The sequence below is a fragment of the Gordonia sp. IITR100 genome, assembly GCF_002009645.1.
Classification (GTDB): Bacteria; Actinomycetota; Actinomycetes; order Mycobacteriales; family Mycobacteriaceae; genus Gordonia; species Gordonia hongkongensis.
Map to the genome: position 1 here is coordinate 387,989 of NZ_MVKV01000002.1, position 17,528 is coordinate 405,516.

General features: G+C 68.3%; 13 protein-coding genes. 3 read left to right on the plus strand and 10 right to left on the minus strand.

What is annotated here, in order from left to right; all coding sequences use genetic code 11:
- Positions 1-74 precede the first annotated feature (74 nt).
- From cysC to B1818_RS05640, 8 genes are all read right to left on the minus strand, one after another.
- A complete protein-coding gene (cysC, locus tag B1818_RS05605) occupies positions 75-1,997 on the minus strand; it encodes an adenylyl-sulfate kinase (RefSeq protein WP_078112123.1) in 1,923 nt (640 codons plus the stop codon).
- Positions 1,997-2,986, minus strand: coding sequence for a sulfate adenylyltransferase subunit CysD (gene cysD, locus B1818_RS05610; protein ID WP_264186743.1), 990 nt, complete (start codon positions 2,984-2,986; stop codon positions 1,997-1,999). The genes cysC and cysD overlap by 1 nt, the downstream gene beginning before the upstream one ends.
- Positions 2,983-3,792, minus strand: a complete 810-nt coding sequence (locus tag B1818_RS05615) for a Stf0 family sulfotransferase (RefSeq protein ID WP_058250810.1) — start codon at positions 3,790-3,792, stop codon at positions 2,983-2,985. The genes cysD and B1818_RS05615 overlap by 4 nt, the downstream gene beginning before the upstream one ends.
- A 140-nt stretch (positions 3,793-3,932) precedes the next feature.
- Positions 3,933-5,339: a sulfatase gene (locus tag B1818_RS05620; protein WP_078112124.1), complete on the minus strand. Its 1,407-nt coding sequence runs from the start codon at positions 5,337-5,339 to the stop codon at positions 3,933-3,935.
- Positions 5,340-5,484: 145 nt separating this feature from the next.
- Positions 5,485-6,135, minus strand: a complete 651-nt coding sequence (locus tag B1818_RS05625) for a GntR family transcriptional regulator (protein WP_058250812.1) — start codon at positions 6,133-6,135, stop codon at positions 5,485-5,487.
- Between the two features lie 34 nt (positions 6,136-6,169).
- A complete protein-coding gene (locus tag B1818_RS05630) occupies positions 6,170-7,201 on the minus strand; it encodes an isopenicillin N synthase family oxygenase (RefSeq protein WP_058250813.1) in 1,032 nt (343 codons plus the stop codon).
- A 51-nt stretch (positions 7,202-7,252) separates the two neighbouring features.
- Entirely contained in the window at positions 7,253-8,140 is an 888-nt protein-coding gene (locus B1818_RS05635) for an ABC transporter permease (RefSeq protein WP_078112125.1), read from the minus strand.
- Positions 8,137-8,916, minus strand: coding sequence for an ABC transporter ATP-binding protein (locus tag B1818_RS05640; protein WP_058250814.1), 780 nt, complete (start codon positions 8,914-8,916; stop codon positions 8,137-8,139). Before B1818_RS05640 ends, B1818_RS05635 begins: the two co-directional genes overlap by 4 nt.
- Before the next feature lie 299 nt (positions 8,917-9,215).
- Here B1818_RS05640 and B1818_RS05645 point away from each other — a divergent pair, with 299 nt between their 5' ends.
- Genes B1818_RS05645 through B1818_RS05655 form a run of 3 tightly spaced genes read left to right on the plus strand, consistent with a single transcriptional unit; the run spans position 9,216 to position 12,785 of the window.
- Entirely contained in the window at positions 9,216-10,397 is a 1,182-nt protein-coding gene (locus tag B1818_RS05645) for a hypothetical protein (protein WP_058250815.1), read from the plus strand.
- A gap of 40 nt (positions 10,398-10,437) precedes the next feature.
- On the plus strand, positions 10,438-11,451 hold the full coding sequence (locus B1818_RS05650) for an isopenicillin N synthase family oxygenase (RefSeq protein ID WP_078112126.1): 1,014 nt from the start codon (positions 10,438-10,440) through the stop codon (positions 11,449-11,451).
- Positions 11,448-12,785 carry an amidohydrolase family protein gene (locus B1818_RS05655; RefSeq protein WP_078112127.1) on the plus strand — a complete coding sequence of 446 codons (1,338 nt, stop codon included), beginning with the start codon at positions 11,448-11,450 and terminating at the stop codon, positions 12,783-12,785. The genes B1818_RS05650 and B1818_RS05655 overlap by 4 nt, the downstream gene beginning before the upstream one ends.
- 56 nt (positions 12,786-12,841) lie before the next feature.
- On the opposite strand, the gene B1818_RS05660 is transcribed toward B1818_RS05655, so the two are convergent.
- Together B1818_RS05660 and mfd are read right to left on the minus strand one after the other, a co-directional pair.
- A complete protein-coding gene (locus tag B1818_RS05660) occupies positions 12,842-13,750 on the minus strand; it encodes a MazG family protein (RefSeq protein ID WP_078112128.1) in 909 nt (302 codons plus the stop codon).
- 139 nt (positions 13,751-13,889) lie between these two features.
- The gene (gene mfd, locus B1818_RS05665; protein WP_078112129.1) at positions 13,890-17,468 is read right to left on the minus strand and encodes a transcription-repair coupling factor; all 3,579 of its coding nucleotides are present in this window, start codon (positions 17,466-17,468) and stop codon (positions 13,890-13,892) included.
- Positions 17,469-17,528: the final 60 nt, after the last annotated feature.

Here is a 17,528-nt window from a genome sequence, read left to right on the forward strand (position 1 = left end):
GCCACCGGCGTGCTCGGCCGGCGGGAACGGCGCACCCGGGCCGCCGTGCGCGGGTCCCGGGGGATGACAGCAACTCACCCCGCCATGATGCCGCGATCCATCAGCGCACCGAGGATGAGCGACGCCAGCCGGTCGATGTCCGCGCCGGTGGTGTCGAATCGCAGATCGGGGCTCTCCGGACTCTCGTAGGGCGCATCGATGCCGGTCAGCCCGCGGAGTTCGCCGCGACGCGCGCGTTCGTAGAGGCCCTTGGGGTCACGGCGTTCGCATTCGGTGACCGGCGTGGAGACGTGGACCTCGATGAAGTCGAGGTCGGCGGCGCGGTGCAGTTCACGCGCGATCTCCCGGTCGGAACGCAGCGGCGAGACCATCGACGCGATCGCGATGACCCCGGCGTCGGCGAAGAGTCGGGCCACGTGGCCGACACGGCGGATGTTCTCCGCGCGGTCACCGGCGGAGAAGCCGAGGTCGTCGGAGATCCCGTGCCGGATGTTGTCGCCGTCGAGGAGGTAGGCGACGCGCCCGCGGCTGACGACGGCCCGCTCGAGCGCGACGGCGACGGTGGACTTGCCCGACGCCGGTAGACCGGTGAGCCACACCGTCGCTCCGCGCTGCTGGGTGTGCGCCCATCGTTCCGCACGCGCCAGCGAACTCGGATGCCATTTGATGTCGTTGCGCGTCGCCTTACCCGGGATGACCTCGCGCGGCTCGAGGATCGTCCCCGCGCCGACCGTGTCGTTCGAGGCCTCGTCGATGAGGATGAACGCGCCGGTGTCGCGGTTGCTCGCATAGGGGTCGGCCGGCACCACCGACGACGTCCGCAGCGTGACGGTGCCGATGTCGTTGAGCACGAGCTCACCGGGGGCGACGTGCTCGATGAGGGTGTCCGGGTCGAGGCGCCGCTCGAGGGACTGGACGGTGGCGCGGACCGTCGACGGGCCGTGCTTGAGGGCGACGCGGTCACCGGCCCGCAGCGGCGAGTTCGACAACCAGCACACGTGCGCATCGATCTCGCGGGCCAGGACCGGTACATGCGCTCCGTCCGCACCGCTCACGATGACGTCGCCGCGACCGATGTCGATGTCGTCGGCGACCTGGATTCCCACCGAGAGAGGCGCCACCGCAACGTCTCTCGTGGGATCGAGGGTATCGAGCGCCGTGACGGTCGACCGGCTTCCCGACGGCAGCACGACGATCTCGTCACCGACGCGCAGTGTTCCGGAGGCGAGCCGGCCGGTGTAGGTACGCCGGTTCGACTCGCTGGGACGCGACACCCACTGGATCGGAAGGCGCAGTTCCTCGGTCACCGGCGCGGGCGCGTGGAGCTCGACGTCCTCGAGGTACTCCAACAGCGTTGTCCCGGAGTACCACGGGGTGTTCGACGAGCGGTGCACGACGTTGTCCCCGTGCTTGGCGGCCACCGGGATCGCCGAGATCTCCCCGATCCCGAGTTGCACCGCGAGTTCGGCGAGGTCGGCCCGGATCTCGTCGAAACGGTGCTCGGAGTAATCGACGAGGTCGATCTTGTTGACCGCCGCGATCACGTGCGGCACGCCCACGAGAGTTGCGATCCGGGCGTGGCGTCGGGTCTGCCGCAGCAGGCCGTGCCGGGCGTCGACGAGCAGGATCGCCACGTGCGCGTTCGACGCCCCGGTGAACATGTTGCGGGTGTACCGCTCGTGTCCGGGGGTGTCGGCGAGGACGTAACTCCGTGTGGGCGTGGAGAAGAAGCGATAGGCGACATCGATCGTGATGCCCTGTTCGCGTTCGGCGCGCAAGCCGTCGGAGAGGGCGGCCAGGTCGACATCACCGTCGCCGTCGGTGACCGCGGCGAGATGATCGGTCGGCAGACTGCCGGTGTCGTGCAGAATCCGGCCGATGAGCGTGGACTTGCCGTCGTCGACACTGCCCGCGGTCGCGATCCGGAGGAATTGCCTTGCGGACGTGCTTGTTTCGTCACCGGCGGGGACGACCGGCTGTGGCGAGGTGAGAGTCATCAGAAGTATCCTTCGCGCTTGCGGTCTTCCATGGCGGCGCTGGACGTGCGGTCGTCGGCGCGGGTCTCCCCGCGTTCGGAGACGGTGGATTCGCTGATCTCGGCGATGATCTCGGCGATCGTGGTGGCCCGCGAGCGCACCGCCCCGGTGATGGTCAGGTCACCGACGGTGCGGTAGCGCACCCACTCGGTCCGTACCTCTTCACCGTCGCGGGGCCGTGAGTACTCCGAGACCGAGAGCAGGATGCCGTCCCGGTCGAAGACCTCCCGCTCGGCGGCGAAATAGATGGAGGGCAGCTCGAGGCCCTCGAGCTCGATGTAGCGCCAGATGTCGGTCTCGGTCCAGTTCGAGAGCGGGAACACACGCACCGACTCCCCACGACGGATCCGCCCGTTGTACAGCGACCACGGTTCGGGTCGTTGGGCGCGGGGATCCCATTGCCCGAACTCGTCGCGGAAGCTGAAGATGCGCTCCTTGGCGCGGGCACGCTCCTCGTCGCGGCGGGCGCCGCCGAACGCGGCGTCGAATCCGCCCTCCTCCAGCGCATCGAGCAGGGTGCGGGTCTGCAGGCGGTTCCGCGAACCCGACGGGTCGGTGGACTCGGCGACTCGTCCGGAGTCGATGGACTCCTGGACCGAGGCCACGATGAGTTCGATGCCCTCGGGATTCTCGGCGGTCGGCGCGACCCGTCGGTCACGGAATTCGATCACCTCGTCGAAATTGTGGCCGGTGTCGACGTGCATGATCGGGAAGGGCAGGGGCGCGGGCCGAAATGCCTTCTCGGCCAACCGGAGCAGGACGATGGAGTCCTTGCCGCCGGAGAACAGCAGCACCGGCCGCTCCAGTTCCGCCACCACCTCGCGGATGATGTGCACCGCCTCGGCCTCCAACACCCGGATGGCGGTCACATGGTCGAAGTCGTCGGCGTCCCCGGGCCGGGCCCGGTCGCCGGTCGCCCGGTCGAGCGAGGTCTCGTCTACAGCGGTCACAGTGGGTATCCGTTTCGTTCGGCGTCTTCTCGATAGCGTCGGGCCCACTCCTTGGACCGCGAATTGGACTGTGGCTTCAGCGGTGGCGGCGGCGCCAGCTCCGGGTCCTGCCCGATCTTCTCCAGCACCAGTGCGGTCGCCTTCGTGGGATCGGTGACCAGGTCCCGGAACCCGATCTCGAGCGGTTCGATCCCCTCGGCGGCGAACCAGTTGCGCCACTGTCGTTCCTGGTCGCTCAAGATGCCGGCGAGATGGGCGATACCGCCGGCGTGATACACCGCCTCGTCGTGCTCGTCGGTGTCCGAGCCGTCGTGCCGCCACACGCGGGTCTGCACCGCGCGCCACATCGACACCGCTTGCGGCACAACATCTTCTCGATGGACGTGCACGTAGAGCGGATCGGCTCCGTCGAACAGCCAGCGGACGGCGCCGCGCAACGAACCCGACGCGACCCGGCTGCGCGAGATCAGCAGCGGAGTCTGGTTCCACATGAGCTTGCCGCCCCACACCCCGTTCGGCGTGCGACCCGCCGCCCGCACGTCCGAGCGCCAGGTGGCCGAATCGCGGGTGTCCACCACCCCGGGATCGAGTGGCTCCAGGAGCTCGAGGATGGTGGGATCGCTGACACCGGCGAACCATTCACGCGGCTGCGGAGCCGCCGAGGAATCCGAGAAGTACTGGAAGAACTCCTCCGGACGACCCGCGACGCCGGTCGCGGCGAGCGACTCCACCAGCAGCGTGCTGCCGCTGCGCTGGCTGGCACACACCAGATAATTTGCCGGTCCCGACGAGGACTTCGCTGACATGAAAGACGAGTCTAGCGAGCGGGAAAAGCACCGCAAGCTGGCCTTTTACGCGCAGCCGGGTCGAAACCATTGACACCGAGACCGCGCTGTGGGTGTCGTGAGATCGCGTGTCCGAGATGACGCTTTCGTGCCGACGCCCCTCAGCGCTCGCCCGATGTGATGTCCCCCGCCAACTCGCGACGGGCACCCAGCGGACGCCGGGACGGCAATGCCTCCTCCTCGGCCTCGACCTGCGCCGCCTTGGCGTGGAATGCGTCCATGAAGGCCTCCGCCGTCGCCGTGCCGGCCGCTTCATCGGGCAAGTCGTCATGGGTGCGCTCGCGCCAATCGGCCAACGCCCGCGCGAGCTCGTCCCGGACATGCGCATACGACGGGTCGTCGGCGAGGTTGTTGCGCTCATGCGGATCGGAACGCAGGTCGTAGAGCTCGACCCGCGACCGATCCTGTTGCACCTCTTGCCGATCCAGCGACCGCGCCGACAAACTGTCGGCGATGTCGAGCGGGAGCAACAACGCCGGCCGCGCCGCGTAGTTCTCGATGTAGCTGAAGTCCTTGGTGCGCACGGCCCGGATCGGGTCGAAGGCATCATGGTAGGTCTTCTCGGTGAACACCTCGGTGCGAACGGCCGTGGATTCGGTTCCCACCAGCGCGGGGGCGTGCGAGTCACCGTCGACCGTGTCCGGGATGTCGACGCCCACCAGGTCGAGCAGCGTCGGCGTGAGATCGACCCCCGAGAACAGATCGTCGTAGACCGTCGGCGTGATCCCCAGCCGCGACGGCGGGCGCATGATCAATGCGATCCCGGTGCCCTCTGCGTACAGCGTCGATTTCGCCCGTGGGAACGCCAGACCGTGATCGGTGACGAACACGATCCAGGTGGAGTCGTCGAGACCGAGTTCGGCGACGGTGTCGAGGAGCCGGCCCACGGCCGAGTCGGCCTTCGTGATCGAGCCGTGCAGACCCGCCAGATCGTCGCGCACGTCGTCGGTGTCCGGCAGGAATCCGGGCACCGCGATCGTGCTGGTGTCCGCCGGCTTGTACTCGTCGACCGGGTAGGGCCGATGCGTCTCGAAGAAGCCCGCGGTCAGGAAGAACGGCCGATCGTCGTGGGCATGACGCCGCAACCAGTCCTGGGAGCGGTCGACCACGTAGTCGCATCGCGAATCCGACACGTCCACCGAGTCGAAGCCGAGCCGGCCCGGGTCGGCGCTCTCGTGCTGCATCCCGAAGAGCGCCGATCGATACCCGGCGCCGCCGAGGAGCGCCGGGAGGGTCTGCACGTCCGGGAAGTACTCGAAGCCGTGGTGTGCGAGGCCGACGAGACCGTTGCCGTGCGGATAGCGCCCGGTGAACAGGGAACCGCGGGCGGGCGAGCAGAGGGGCGCCGTCGCGTGCGCGTCGGCGAACCGGATACCGGACGCGGCGAGGTCGTCGAGCACGGGACTCTCGACGCCGTCGGCGCCGTAACACCGCAGATGGCGACCGAGATCGTGCCAGTGCACCAGGATCACGTTGTCGCGGCGCGCGGCATCGGGTGAAGAGACCATTCACCCATGATGGCGCAGACGATTCCCCTGCCGGGGCCCACCCGGGGCGGCGGATGCGCTCTCTCCCGCCGCCGCACCGCCTGACCAGATCAAATCAGCGTGAGCGAAAGTCCGGTGGCCGGGGTCACGGCGATCGCGCACCGGATCAGGTACGGAGCAGCCGGACGAGCACGCCGGCGGCGTGGGCGCGCGCGGCCCGGTCCGCTTCGTCGGCGTCACCGACCTCCAGTGCCGCGACTATCCGGCGGTGCTCGGTCACGGCGTGCCGACGGTTGTCCTCGTGCGACCACATGTCGGATCGGTAGAGATGTGACTGGGTGTCGAGCTTCAGCAGTGCGTCGCACAGCGGGGCGTTTCCCGACAGCGACCGGACCGCGGTGTGGAAGTCGAGATCGAGTTCGGCGTCGCGTCGGTGATCGGGCTCGGTCTCCAGCAGACGTTCCTGCTCACGAACCCGATCCCAGAGCCCGGTCAGCTCGGCACGGGTCACCCGGATGGTGGCCTGGCGCGCGGCGAGTCCGTCGAGGACCTCGCGGACCTCGAAGACGTGCCGCAGCATCTCGTCGTCGAGGACAGCCACCTTCGCACCGACACGAGGCGTGTAGACCGCCAGCCCGTCCATGACGAGTTGTTGGACCGCCTCGCGCACCGGGCTGCGGGACACGTCCAGTCGGGCGGCCAGACCGGGAACCGAGAGCGACGCACCGGGTTCGAGCGTGCCGTCGAAGATCTCGTCGCGTATCCGGCGCAGGACCGACTGCATGAGCAGCGCGCCGTCGTCTCCGTTTCCCGTCATGATCGTCCCAGCGTAGAAGGCCGATGCCCCGACCTCATCCCGCGGCCATCACGCGCTGCGCCTCGCGCTCGGCGCCGACGGGTGCGATTCCGCTCTTCATCCCGGCGAGCTTCGCATCGATGTTCTCGGCGACGGTGATCGGCGGATATCCCGGGTGGTCGGTACGCGCGCACCCGGGCAGCGTCTCGATGACGGCATCGGCGTTGCCGTCGAAGAAGAACGCTGCCGATCGACGACGCAGGATCCGGCCGTCGACGACGGGCGGGTCGACGCGGTGGACAGTCGATCGCCACCGGTCGTTCGTCCACCGCGCCATGGCGTCGCCGAGGTTGACCAGCAGCGCGCCGTCGGCGGGTGCCACGTCGTGCCACCGCCCCTCGTGATCGAGCACCTGGAGCCCGGGCACCTGGTCGGCCCAGAGCACGGTGAGGATGCCGAAGTCGGTGTGCGCACCCATCCCGGTCAGCTCCCCGGCGAGTTCGATCTCGCCTTCGGGGAGGGTGTAGTTGTTGAGCTTCAGCGCGTCGATGGAGTGATCGGTCATCCCGTCGAAGTACCCGGGCGGCAGACCGAGCGCATCGGTGAAGGCGGTGAGCAGAACTCGTGAGAGGCCCCGCGCCGCGTCGAACCAGGATTCGACGGCCGGGCGGAATCCCGGCGCCGCGTCCGGCCACGTGTTCGTCGGGTAGCTGGACGCCGGCAGGTCGAGGCCCGGGAACCAGGAACCCTCCGAGCCGACGGTGAACGCCTCGTAGAAGTCGTTCATCTGATTCGCCGCGGCCACACCCAGACTCATGCTCAGCGACTCACTTTTCGGCGGGCTGTAGCCACGATTCTGCCCCGGGCGGGCGTATTGCTTCTTCACCTCGAGGGGCAGCGCGTAGAACTCGTCGAGCGCCGCGGTCAGGGCATCGATGACGGCCGGTGCGATGCCGTGACCGACGATCTGGACGAAACCGACTGCGCTGCAGGCGTCGTCGAGGGCGCGCGCCACGCCGTCGCGGGCCGCGGCCGAGCTCTCCGGGTCGAGGTAGGGCGAGATGTCGATGGTGGGAACGGTGAACATGAATCCTCCGGATGGGTTCGGGTCGAGGTGGTTGCGAGCGCGGAGATGGCCTCAGCGACGACGGTTCACGGCTGCGTTGAGAATGCTGAAGGCGCCGAAGACGAGGATGCCGAACACCGAGGCCAGGACGATCGCCGCGATGAGGTCGTCGGACTGCAGGCGAGCCCGGTAGATGTCGAGCAGGGTCCCGATACCGGGTTCGCCCTTGGCGAAGAACATGTCACCGATGATGGCGCCCACCACGACCAGCCCCGAGGCCGTCCGGAAGCCGGTCATCATCGACGGGAGCGCCGACGGGAACTCGAGCATCAGCAGGCGTTGCACCGGTGAGGCCTTCGACAGGGTGAACAGCTCCTGTGAGGACTTGTCGACCGAGACGAGCCCGAAATGCGTGTTGGCGATGATGGGGAAGATCGCGATGATCACGCACACGATCGTGCGGGCGACCATCCCGTAGCCGAACCAGAGTCCGATCAGCGGAACGATCGCGAGCACCGGGATCACCTGCAGCACAACGGCCCAGGGGTAGATCGCACGTTCGAGGAAGGACCCCCGGCTCATCAGGACGCCGATGGCGACCCCGATCAGCGCGGCGAAGGCGAAACCCACGAGACAGACCTTCGCGGTGACCCACAGGGCGTCGAGCATGGGGCCGACGCTGTCCGGGTCCAGCAGCGACTCGGTCAGCACGCTGTGTGGCGGCGGGAGCAGGAAACGCCGTTCCGGAGTGAGGATGAGATAGCTGACCGCGTACCAGGCGGCGATTCCCACGGCGAGGGAGAGGACCGGGGGTGCTCCGTACCTCAGCACGGCTGCCGTGACACGGCGGGCGCCACTCTTCCGCGACGACCGTTCGCCGCGTGAGGGTTCGGGCTGCGGCGCGGAGACCGGTCCGTGGTGCTCGCCGGCGGCGGGACGAGATCGGGCGGCGGTGGTCATCGTGCACCTCGGAGGGTCTCGGAGATCTCGGCGACGTGGTCGGTGAAACGGCTGTCGTAGCGCAGATCCGGGTGGCGTGGGTGAGCGAAGTCGATGCCGATGTCGGCGACGATCCGCCCGGGGCGTGCGGACATCACGATCACCCGGTTGGCGAGGAAGACCGCTTCGGACACCGAATGCGTGATGAACATCGCGGTGAACCGGCGTTCGGCGTAGAGCCGTTGCAGCTCGGATTGCATGTCGAGCCGGGTCATCTCGTCGAGAGCGCCGAAAGGCTCGTCGAGGAGCAACAATTCGGGCTCGGAGGTCAACGCGCGGGCCAGCGAGGCACGCATCTTCATGCCACCGGACAGCATGCGCGGCAATTGCGACTCGAACCCGGTGAGACCGACCGCGTCGATGGCGGCCTGCGCCCGGCGTCGTCGTTCACCCCGCGGCAGCCGGGCGATCTCGGCGCAGAGTTCGACATTGCCCCGCACACTGCGCCAGGCGAGGAGGGTCGGTTCCTGGAAGATGAACCCGACCGACTCCGTGGACAGTGCCACGCTTCCCTCCGTGGGCTTCTCGAGACCGGCGGCCATCCGGAGCAGGGTCGACTTACCACAACCCGACGGTCCGACGACGGCCATGAAGTCGCCGGCGCGCACGTCGAGGTCCACCCGGTCCAGCGCCTGGGTCCCGGACTCGAATCGCTTCGTCACCCCGGAGACGGACGCGACCACATCTTTGGTGAGATGACGCGCATCCACATCCCTCACCGTGTCGTAGAGTTCCATCCGGCCTTCCCCTGTGCTGTCTACATGTAACTGTTGCACTCTTACTGCAACTAGATGATTGGTTACATGTATTTCAGGTTGATGACCGCGTGTAAACACTGCGTCACCAGCCGCGGCGGACCGGGCCCCTCACATCGCGCATTTCGACCCGTAAGTCCAGTTCAATGCACATCTACGGCCGAATTCGACACGTTCGAGACACCACCGTTCTCGGCTGGCGCAATCCTGAACGTCCACCTAGCTTTCACATGTAGATCGCGAATGTGTCGCGAATGAACGGCATCAGTCCAGGAGATCCCATGACCCCTCACCCACCGTCCCGCCTCCGCACGTCGCGTCTGGCCGTGGCCGCCACGGCGGCGACGATCTGCGCAGCGGTTCTCGCCGGCTGCTCGAGTTCCGGGTCCGACGACACCGCGTCGTCGAGCCTCCCCTCGGCGCCGGCCGAATCCACCCTCGCCGGAACCTGCCCCGACAACGTGGTGGTTCAACTGCAGTGGCAACCGCAGTCGGACATGGCCGGGGTCATCGGACTTCTCGGACCCGGGTACACCGTCGACACCGACAACAAGTCGGTCTCCGGGCCGCTCGTCTTCGACGGCATGGACACCGGCGTCGACATCACGCTGCGCGCCGGCGGCCCGGCCATCGGATTCCAGTCGGTGCCCTCGGCCATGTACTCCGACGACTCCATCCACCTCGGTCTCGTCCACGGCGACCAGATGATCTCCGCCGCCAAGGACCAACGCGTGGTCGGTGTGACGCCCCTGCTGCAGTACAACCCCTCGATCATCATGTGGGACCCCGCAACCCACCCGGACGTGAAGACGATCGCCGACATCGGCCGATCCGACGCCAGCGTGGTGGTGTCGAAGGATCAGATCTTCCCGCAGTGGCTGGTCGCGAAGGGGCTGCTGCAGCAGGATCAGCTCGACACCAGTTACGACGGCGCCCCGGCACGTTTCGTCGGCGACCCGTCGATCACCCAGCAGGGGTTCGCCAACTCCGAGCCCTACACCTACGAGAACGAGACCCCGTCGTGGAACAAGCCGGTCGCCTACGCGATGGTCAAGGACGCCGGGTACGACGTCTACGCGTCGAACGTCTCGGTCCGCGCCGGTGACGTCGATGAGATGTCGCCGTGTCTGGAGAAGCTGGTCCCGATGATCCAGCAGACCGGTAAGGACTACGTGGCCTCGCCCGACGCGGTCAACGCCACCATCGTCGACTGGGTGTCCCAGGACGTCTCCTTCACCCCGTATTCAGCCGGCGAGGCGGCGTACTCGGCGGGCTTGCTGAAGGATCGCGCGGTCATCGCCCCGGGCGCGGACGGTGTCTACGGCAGCTACGACATGGTGAAGGCGCAGAACGTGATCAACGACCTCGTGCCGATCCTGAACGGCGGAGGCGCCGACCTGCCGGCCGCATTGCCCGCCGACCAGCTGTTCACGACCCAGTTCATCGATGAGCAGATCCGCTGACCCGACGCCCACGTCTTCCCCGACCACAGAGAGACACACGATGACAGAGACCACCACACCCCCGTCGCCGGCCGCCTCGGCCGGCCTGACCGAGCTCGACCGGGAACGCCGGATGGGCGGGCTGGGGACCGAGACCACCGACCGCGAGATCCGCCGGATCAGTCTGGCCGATCTGGACAACCGCCGCGACGAGATCGCCGACCAACTCTGGTCGGCCGCAACCGACATCGGCTTCTTCCAGGTGATCGACCACGGCATCGACCTGGCCGCGGTGGACCACGCGTTCGAGATGTCCGCCCGGTTCTTCGCGCTCCCCCGTTCGATCAAGGAGCAGTATCCGCTCAAGAAGGGCCAGAACGCGGGCTGGGAGTACCGCACCCAGGTACGCCCGTCGATCGGCACACCGGACCAGAAGGAGTCCTACCAGTTCACCCGGCCCCGCATGGACGGACTGTGGCCGAGTGAGCCCGAGCTCGCCGGATTCCGCTCCACCATCGAGGATTTCGAGCACCGGTGCTGGTCGGTGGCCATGACCCTGCTCAGCTGTTTCGCCGAGCGTCTGGGTCTCGACCGCGACTTCTTCACCCGGGCGCACGACCCGACGGCGGACACCTACCAGAGCACCCTGCGGCTGCTGCACTACTACGCGTTCCCCGACGAACTGATCGACTCCGAGAACAGTTGGCGCGCCGGCGCACACACCGACTTCGACGCACTGACCCTGCTGTTCCAGCGGTCCGGTCAGGGAGGCCTGCAGGTGCTACCGGGAGCCGAGGCCGACGGCGAGGCCTGGACGTCGGTCGAGCCGTCCGACGACGCCATCACCTGCAACATCGGCGACATGCTGATGCGCTGGTCCGACGACCGACTGCCGTCGAACTTCCATCGGGTCCGGGCTCCCCGACGGGGCGAGTACACCGGTCCGCGCTACACGCTCGCGTTTTTCGCCCAGGCGAACTCCGACGTGCTGATCGAGAGCGCGGGCGGCACCTACCCGTCGATCACCGCCGCCGACTACCTCGCCCAGCGCATCGCCGCGAACTTCGCGAAGTGACCGACACATCATCGCCCGGGGCCGCCGTCACCGCGGCGGCCCCGGCCTTTCGCGACGTCACCGTCTACACGGCCGGGCAGTGGAAAGCCCATCACGACGTCCATGTCGTCGACGGGATCGTCACCGCGATCGCGCCCACCGCCCGTCCGGGCGGTGGAACCGGTAACGGTTACGTCATCCCCGGGTTCGTCAACACCCACACGCACCTCCAGCAGTCGCTCATGCGGGGAATCGCCGAATGCACACCGTTGCTCGAATGGTTGCTGGCCGTGGGCGAGGAATCGGTGGCGATCACACCCGAGCGGGCCTACCTCGCCGCTGTCTCGGCCTGCCTCGAACTGTTGCGATCGGGCACGACGACCGTGGTCGAACACATGTGGCCGCACCCGTCGCACGAGATCCATGACGCCGTCGTGCGGGCACTGCGCGACACCGGAATCCGGGCGATCCTCGGCCGCGGGGTCGCCGACCGGGCCGACCCGAGTCGCAAGTGGGGGTTCGAACCGCGGCTGATGCAACCCCTCGGCGAGGTCCTCGACCACGTCGACCATCTCCGCAACGAGGTTGCCGGGTCAGCGATCTCGATGGCCCTGGCGGTACCCAATCCGCGCTCGGTCACCGACGCCGGGATGCGAAAGATCCGCGACTTCGCGCAGGAACGTGGACTGCCGGTCTCCATCCACCTGCTCGAGACCGGCACCGACGAGCAGATGTGTCGGCAGCACACCGGCTTCGGGGCCGTCGACCACCTCGACCGCAACGGCTTCCTGTGGGACCGCGTGCTCGCCGTCCACTGCGTCGAGCTCGACGACGCCGGCCAGCGCACCCTCGCCGCCCGGAAGGTGGCGGTGTCGCACAATCCATTGTCGAACATGCGTCTCGGCAGCGGGGTGGCCCCGATCCCGGCGATGCTGGAGCGCGGCCTGGCGGTCGGGCTGGGCGTGGACGGCGCCGCCAGCAACGACACCCAGGACATGCTGGCGACGCTGCGCATCGCCGCTTACCTGCAACGTGCCGTCCACCGGCGTGCGGACCTGCTCGGGTTCCCCCAGATGCTCGACATCGCCTGCGGCGGCGCCAACTCCGCGCTCGGTCTGTCGCCGGTGACCGGCGGCGTGACGGTCGGGTCGCCCGCGGACCTCACCCTGGTGCGGTTCGACCGCGACTACGCCACCCTCCCCGTCCGGGATCCCGGCGCGTCGCTGCTCACCACCGGATCACGGTCCATCGTCGACACGGTGATGGTCGGCGGCGAGATCGTCGTCGAGGACGGACGCCACACGCGAATCGACGAGGCGGAGTTCACGAAACAGCTGACCGCACTGTCCGTCTGAGCCTCGATCCGGTTCATCTCCCCAAACCCCGCGACAGTCGTCGCGTGATGATCGGATCAGGCCGGGTTCTCCCCCAGTACGGCCGACCAGGCCTCGGGCGAGTCGAGGGTGACGCCTCGCTCGGCCGCACGCGCTTCTGCCGCGCGCACGTCGGCCATCAACGCGAGCGCTCGGTCCCGGGCCTGCGCCTCGACGCTGTCGCCGCCGGCGACGACCGTCACGGTCAGGGTCTCCGCGGGGATGGTGTCGACGGGGTAACCGGCCGCGGTGAGCCGTTCGAGGACCTTCTGCAACAGGGCGAGAGCGGGCTGGGTCGTGGCGACGCCATCGAACACCGAGCCGCGGCGCTTCTCGGCCGCCTTGCGTTCCTCCCATTCCCGGATCTGGGTCTCCAGATCCGAGTGGGCGCCGGACAGCACGCCCGGGGTCCGGCCGGTCACCTTCGACGTGAAACTCCGTGCGACGTCGTCGATGTCGAACGGCGACTCCGGGTCGTCGGCGGCGATGCGCGCGTGGAACAGCACTTGCAGCAGGAGGTCGCCGAGTTCTTCACGGAGCTCCACGGGGTCACCGGCCTCGATGGCGTCGAGCAACTCATAGACCTCTTCGAGCAGGTAACGCCGCAACGAGTGGTGCGTCTGCGTGCTCTCCCACGGACCGTTCCGACGCAATGTGTCCATCAACGCCACGGACTCGAGAAGCGCCATGCCGGAGACCGTCTGGGCCGCGATGACCTCGTCCCCGCGCGCAATTCGCGCCTGCACCAGCGGATGTTCGGGATCGGTACTGACGAGCACCGATGCCGGATCAACGGGTGCGTCGTCGAAGACGGGTTCGACGTGGTCGAACTCCCACAGCATCGCCGCGGGCACGTCCTCGGTGACCTGCACCGGCCCGGCGAGACATGAGCGTGCGCGAATGGGGATCAGATCCGGCCGCGCCGGGTCCAGCAGCACCACCGTCATTCGTCGTACGCCCTTCCCTGAGGAGCGCCCGGAGCCTGCGGAGGGCGCGCTACCCCCGCTCCCTGAGGAGCGCCCGTAGCCTGCGGAGGGCGCGCTACCCCCGCTCCCTGAGGAGCGCCCGGAGCCTGCGGAGGGCGCGTCACGAAGGGTCCGGCCGGAGTTGGGTGAGGAAGGTCGTCAGATACTCGATCAGCTCGTCGTCGCGCAGGCGCGCCGACCCCACGCCTCCGGTGCGCGGGATGGGCAGCGTGACCACCGACGTCGTCGCCCGGTAGGTGGCCGACGAGTACAGGCGACGAAGACGCACCTGCTCGCTGTCGAGCAGCGACAGCGGCGAGATCTTCATTCCCTGTCCGGCGAGACCGATCTCGGTGATCCCCCGCTCCCGGCATCGCAGGCGCAGCCGGGCGATGGACGCCAGCCGCGTGGTCTCCACCGGTGGTGGGCCGTAGCGGTCGTTGAGTTCGACGAGGACCGAGTCGACCGCGGCGTCGTCGGTCGCCGACGCGAGCTTGCGGTACGCCTCGAGACGCAGGCGGTCGGAATCGACGTACTCGACCGGGATGTGCGCATCGACGGGAAGGTCGATGCGCACCTCGCCCGTCTCCCGGGATTCGACGGGCTTACCGTCCGCGGCCGCGCGGTAGGCCTCCACCGCCTCGCCGACCAGCCGGACATAGAGATCGAAGCCGACGCCCGCGACGTGCCCGGACTGCTCGGCGCCCAACACGTTTCCGGCGCCGCGCAACTCGAGATCCTTCAGCGCCACCGCCATTCCCGCGCCGAGCTCGTTGTTCTGCGCGATCGTCGCCAGCCGGTCGTAGGCGGTCTCGGTCAGCGGCCGGTCGGGACTGTAGAGCAGGTAGGCGTATCCACGCTCGCGGCTGCGACCGACGCGACCGCGCAGCTGATGTAGCTGCGAGAGGCCGAGGTTCTCGGCGCGGTCGACGATCAGGGTGTTGGCGTTCGAGATGTCCAGACCGGTCTCGATGATCGTCGTACAGACCAGCACGTCGTACTCACGATTCCAGAATCCCGACACTGTGCGCTCGAGCTGATCCTCGCCCATCTGCCCATGTGCGACAACAACTCTCGCCTCCGGGACCATCGCCGCGATGTCCTTGGCCATCTTGTCGATGGTCGACACCCGGTTGTGCACGTAGAAGACCTGGCCGTCACGCAACAGCTCGCGGCGGATGGCGGCGGCGACCTGCTTGGGCGCGTAGGCACCGACGTAGGTGAGCACCGGGTGCCGTTCCTCGGGCGGGGTCAGGATCGTCGACATCTCGCGGATCCCGGCCATCGACATCTCCAGCGTGCGCGGGATCGGGGTGGCCGACATCGTCAGCACGTCGACATGGGTGCGCAGCGACTTGATGTGTTCCTTGTGTTCCACACCGAACCGCTGCTCCTCGTCGACGATCACGAGTCCGAGGTCTTTCCATACGATCCCGGTCTGCAACAGTCGGTGGGTACCGATGACGACGTCGACCTCGCCCTTCGACATCGCCTCGGCGATCTCGCGTGACTCCTTGGCATCGGTGAAACGCGACAGGCCGCGCACGCGCACCGGGAAGCCGCTCATCCGTTCGGTGAAGGTCTGCAGATGTTGTTGCGCGAGAATCGTCGTCGGGACCAGGACCGCGACCTGCTTGCCGTCCTGGACGGCCTTGAAGGCGGCACGGACGGCGATCTCGGTCTTGCCGTAACCGACGTCGCCGACGACGACGCGGTCCATCGGCACCGCACGTTCCATGTCGGCCTTGACCTCGGCGATGACCGTGAGCTGATCCACGGTCTCGGTGAAGTCGAAGGCGTCTTCCATCTCCTGCTGCCACGGGGTGTCGGGACCGAACGCATGTCCGGGCGCTGCGTGGCGGGCGGCATAGAGTTGTACGAGCTCGCCGGCGATCTCGCGAACAGCCTTGCGCGCCTTGCGTTTCGTGTTCTGCCAGTCCGACCCGCCGAGTTTCGACAGCGACGGTTGTTCGCCGCCGACGTACCGCGAGAGCTGGTCGAGTGCGTCCATCGGGACATACAACCGATCGGCCGGCTGGCCGCGTTTGCTCGAGGCGTACTCCAGGACGAGGTACTCGCGCCGGGCACCCGAGACGGTCCGCTCGATCATCTCGACGAACCGGCCGATGCCGTGCTGGTCGTGCACCACCAGGTCGCCGGCGGCCAGGGCGAGCGGGTCGACCTGGTTGCGCCGCTTCGCCGGCAGCCGGCGGCCGTCCCGGACGTTCGCGACCCGTGTACCGGTGAGGTCGGCCTCGGCGACCACCACGAGACCCGCGTCGGGACAGACGATCCCGGCACGCAGCGGCGCGCAGAAGACGGTCACCTCGCCGGGCTGCGGCCGATGCCCGGGTTCGGCGAGCACGTAGGGCACCTCGGCGTCGGACAGTCGTTCGCCGACACGCTGCGCGGTGCCCTTGCCCGCCACCACGATCGCCGCCGTCTTGCCGTCGGAGACGTGGGCGCGCAACTGCGCGAACGTCGCCGCGATCTCGCGGTCGTCGCCCCGCGGCGCCGGGCCGGGAGCCAGGTCCAGTTCGAGTTCGTCACCGCTACCGGTCGCGAGCGGACTCAGGGTCCACCAGGGCCGGCCCGCGGCGAGCGTCGCCTTCCGCACCTCGTCGAGAGACCGGTACGCGCTGGCCTGCAGATCGATGCCGAGGCTCTCCGACGACCGGCCGTCGATCGGCGCCGAGGCGCCCATGGCCGCCGCCGTCCACGACGCCTCGAGGAACTCCGCACCCGTCTTCGACAGATCCGAGGCCCGGGTCCGCACCTTCTCGGGGTCGAGGATGAGGACCCGTGTGCCGTCCGGGATCACCTCGGTCAGCAACTGCATGTCGCCGTCGACGAGCGCGGGGATCAGCGCCTCCATCCCCTCCACCGGCATGCCCTCGGCGAGTTTTCCCAACATCTCGGTCATGGTCGTGTCGCCCGGATCGGCGGCCGCGAGATCGGCGGCCCGCGCACGGACCTTCTCGGTCAGGAGCAGTTCACGGCACGGGTGAATCCGCACCTCGCTGGTCTCGACCTCGGGCTGGCTGCGCTGGTCGGCCACCGAGAATGCACGCATCTCGGTGATCTCGTCGCCCCAGAACTCCACGCGCACCGGATGATCGGCGGTCGTCGGAAAGACGTCGAGGATGCCGCCGCGTACCGCGAACTCGCCGCGTCGGCCGACCATGTCGACGCGCTCATAGGCCATCTCGACCAACTGGGACAGCAGTGCGTCGAAGTCGACCTCGATGCCCTCACGCAGGGTCACCGTGGCGACGTCGGCGAGACCCGGTGCCATCGGCTGGACGAGCGAGCGAACAGTGGTCACGACGACCCGCAGCGGGGTGTCGCCGGGGTTCGCCAGGCGGTGCAGCACGGCCAGTCGCTGTCCGACGGTGTCCGCACTCGGGGAGAGCCGCTCGTGCGGCAGCGTCTCCCAGGACGGGAACTGTGCGACGGCCCCGGCGTCGTCGAGGAGTTCGCCCAGCTCGGCCGTCAGATCGTCGGCCTCGCGGCCGTTGGCCGACACGACCAACAGCGGCGCCTGCGCATCGGTGACCAGGCACGAGACGAGGAAGGGGCGCGCGGCATCCGGCGCGGTGATGTCCAGTCGGCGCTCGTCGCGGTGCTTGTGCACCTCGCGGAAGGACTTGTCCGCACACGCGAGTGTGGCCAGACCGGACAGGGCAGACAGCGTCGACACTCCGTCGATTGTATGGGTCGCCGATCCGCCCGCCCTGCCCGGTCGGCGGACTCGTCCCGA

Bases quoted from the DNA above. Each gene is read 5' to 3' on its own strand.
- cysC (WP_078112123.1), bottom strand. From the start codon at position 1,997: ATGACTCTCACCTCGCCACAGCCGGTCGTCCCCGCCGGTGACGAAACA.
- B1818_RS05615 (WP_058250810.1), bottom strand. From the start codon at position 3,792: ATGTCAGCGAAGTCCTCGTCGGGACCGGCAAATTATCTGGTGTGTGCC.
- B1818_RS05620 (WP_078112124.1), bottom strand. From the start codon at position 5,339: ATGGTCTCTTCACCCGATGCCGCGCGCCGCGACAACGTGATCCTGGTG.
- B1818_RS05625 (WP_058250812.1), bottom strand. From the start codon at position 6,135: ATGACGGGAAACGGAGACGACGGCGCGCTGCTCATGCAGTCGGTCCTG.
- B1818_RS05630 (WP_058250813.1), bottom strand. From the start codon at position 7,201: ATGTTCACCGTTCCCACCATCGACATCTCGCCCTACCTCGACCCGGAG.
- B1818_RS05635 (WP_078112125.1), bottom strand. From the start codon at position 8,140: ATGACCACCGCCGCCCGATCTCGTCCCGCCGCCGGCGAGCACCACGGA.
- B1818_RS05640 (WP_058250814.1), bottom strand. From the start codon at position 8,916: ATGGAACTCTACGACACGGTGAGGGATGTGGATGCGCGTCATCTCACC.
- B1818_RS05645 (WP_058250815.1), top strand. From the start codon at position 9,216: ATGACCCCTCACCCACCGTCCCGCCTCCGCACGTCGCGTCTGGCCGTG.
- B1818_RS05650 (WP_078112126.1), top strand. From the start codon at position 10,438: ATGACAGAGACCACCACACCCCCGTCGCCGGCCGCCTCGGCCGGCCTG.
- B1818_RS05660 (WP_078112128.1), bottom strand. From the start codon at position 13,750: ATGACGGTGGTGCTGCTGGACCCGGCGCGGCCGGATCTGATCCCCATT.